Origin of the sequence: Micromonospora deserti, assembly GCF_003236335.1 — a bacterium.
Classification (GTDB): Bacteria; Actinomycetota; Actinomycetes; order Mycobacteriales; family Micromonosporaceae; genus Micromonospora; species Micromonospora deserti.
In genome coordinates, this window is record NZ_POUB01000472.1 from 1 (window position 1) to 2,085 (window position 2,085).

Annotated in this window: 2 protein-coding genes; one reads left to right on the forward strand and one right to left on the reverse strand. The window is 76.7% G+C overall.

The window, feature by feature from the left end; genetic code table 11:
* Window positions 1-939: serine hydrolase domain-containing protein (locus C1I99_RS31255; protein ID WP_111137731.1), on the reverse strand; the 939-nt coding region annotated here is incomplete at its 3' end.
* Between the two features lie 92 nt (window positions 940-1,031).
* On the opposite strand from C1I99_RS31255, the gene C1I99_RS31260 reads away from it, so the two are divergent.
* On the forward strand, window positions 1,032-2,085 hold a 1,054-nt coding region (locus tag C1I99_RS31260), incomplete at its 3' end, for a dihydrolipoyl dehydrogenase family protein (RefSeq protein ID WP_233512823.1).

A 2,085-nucleotide genomic window follows, 5' to 3' on the forward strand; every position in this document is an offset into this window, starting at 1 on the left:
GCCCATGCCCCAGCTCCCGTCCTCCTCCCGCTGCATGCCCAGCGTCCACCGGGTCCGCCGGCCGAGCAGCAGGTCGTCGCCGTCGTACTGGACCCGGGTCGCCTCGGCCACCAGGTCGGGGCTGAACAGGCGCACGCCGTCGAGGGTGCCGCCGGCGAGCAGGCCCGCGTACAGGCGGGCCAGCGCGGGCGCGGTGGCGTGCAGGTTGACCGCCGGCACCTCCGCGCCCCGCCACAGCTGGCCGTTCACCACCGCCAGGTCCAGGCCGCCGGCCGGGTTGCCCACCGCCCGCGCCCACAGCGACCCGGGCTCGCCGGCGGCCCGGACCGGCCACCCCGGGTCGCCGTAGGTCAGGTCGGCGCAGCGCCGCCGGTCCGGCTCGTCGAGGCCGAAGCCGAGGTCCAGCCGCCACGGGCCGGCTATCTCCTCGGCCAGGAACCGGCCCACCGGGCGCCCGTCCACCCGCCGGACCAGCTCGCCGACCAGGTGCCCGTACGTCCAGGCGTGCTCGCCCGCGACGGAGCCCGGCGTCCACTCCGGCTCGGCGCCGGCGAGGTCGGCGGCGAGCAGGTCCCAGTCGGCGACCGCGGCGGCGGGCCGGGGTACCGGGAAGGCCGGCAGCCCGGCGGTGTGGGTGAGCGCCTGCCGGACCGTGGCGGGGGTGCGGAAGCCCGGCCAGTGTGCGGCCACCGGGTCGTCCAGGTCGACCCGCCCGCGGTCCACGAGCATCAGCAGGCAGAGCGCGGCCAGCGGCTTGCCGACCGAGTAGACGTTGACCAGGGTGTCCGGTCGCCACGGCCGCCCGGGCGCCCGTTCCCCGCCGGTCAGCTCCACCACCGGCGCGCCGTCGTACCGGATCGCCAGGCTGGCCCCGGTCTCCCGGCCGGCGGCGAGGAGGTCGTGGAAGCAGTCGTGGACCGCCGAGAAGCGCGCGCGCATCAGGTCACCGTAGGCGGCCGGAACCGTCACCGGCACCGAGAATTCGGCGCGGGCCGCTGGCCCGTGGCGCGGCGGTGCGGAATGCTGGCGGGGTGGCGGAGCCGGAACTGGTGGACGTGGTCGTGATCGGGCTCGGCGTCGGCGGCGAGGAGGTGGCCGGGCGGCTCGCCGAGGCCGGGCTCACCGTCGTCGGCATCGAGCGGGACCTGGTCGGCGGGGAGTGCCCGTACTGGGGGTGCGTTCCCAGCAAGATGATGATCCGGGCGGCCAACGCGATCGCCGAGGCGCGCCGGGTTGACGGGCTCGCCGGCACGGCGCAGGTCCGGCCGGACTGGGCGCCGGTGGCGAAGCGGATCCGTGAGGAGGCGACCGACCACTGGGACGACCGGGTCGCGGTGGAGCGGTTCACCGGCAAGGGCGGCCGGTTCGTCCGGGGCAGCGGCCGGCTCGACGGGCCCGGCCGGGTACGGGTCGGTGACCAGGTGTTCCAGGCCCGGCACGGGATCGTGCTGGGCACCGGCACCAGGCCGTCGGTGCCGCCGATCGACGGGCTGGCCGACACCCCGTACTGGACGAACCGCCAGGCGATCGAGGTCGAGCAGCTGCCGGAGTCGCTGCTGGTGCTCGGCGGCGGGGCGATCGGGCTGGAGCTGGCCCAGGTCTTCGCCCGGTTCGGGGTCCGGGTCACCGTGGTGGAGGCGCTGGACCGGGTGCTCGCCGTCGAGGAACCGGAGGCGTCCGAGGTGGCCGCCGCCGCGCTGCGCGCCGACGGTGTCGAGATCCACACCGGGGTACGGGCCGAACGGGTCGACCACGACGGGCGGGGTTTCGTCCTGCGCGGGGCCGGCGGGGCGGAGTCTACCGCCGAGCGGCTGCTGGTGGTCACCGGCCGCCGGGCCCACCTGGACGAACTACGGCTGGACACCGTGGGCGTGGCCGCCGACCAGCGCTACCTGCCGGTCGACGACCGGCTGCAGGTCACCGACGGGATCTGGGCGGTCGGCGACGTCACCGGCGAGGGCGCGTTCACCCACATCGCCATGTACCAGGCGGCGATCGTCGTCGCCGACCTGCTCGACCACGCCCGGCACCACAGCGGTGGGCCGGACGCCAGCGGTACCGCCAGCGTGGCGGGCGGGGCGATGG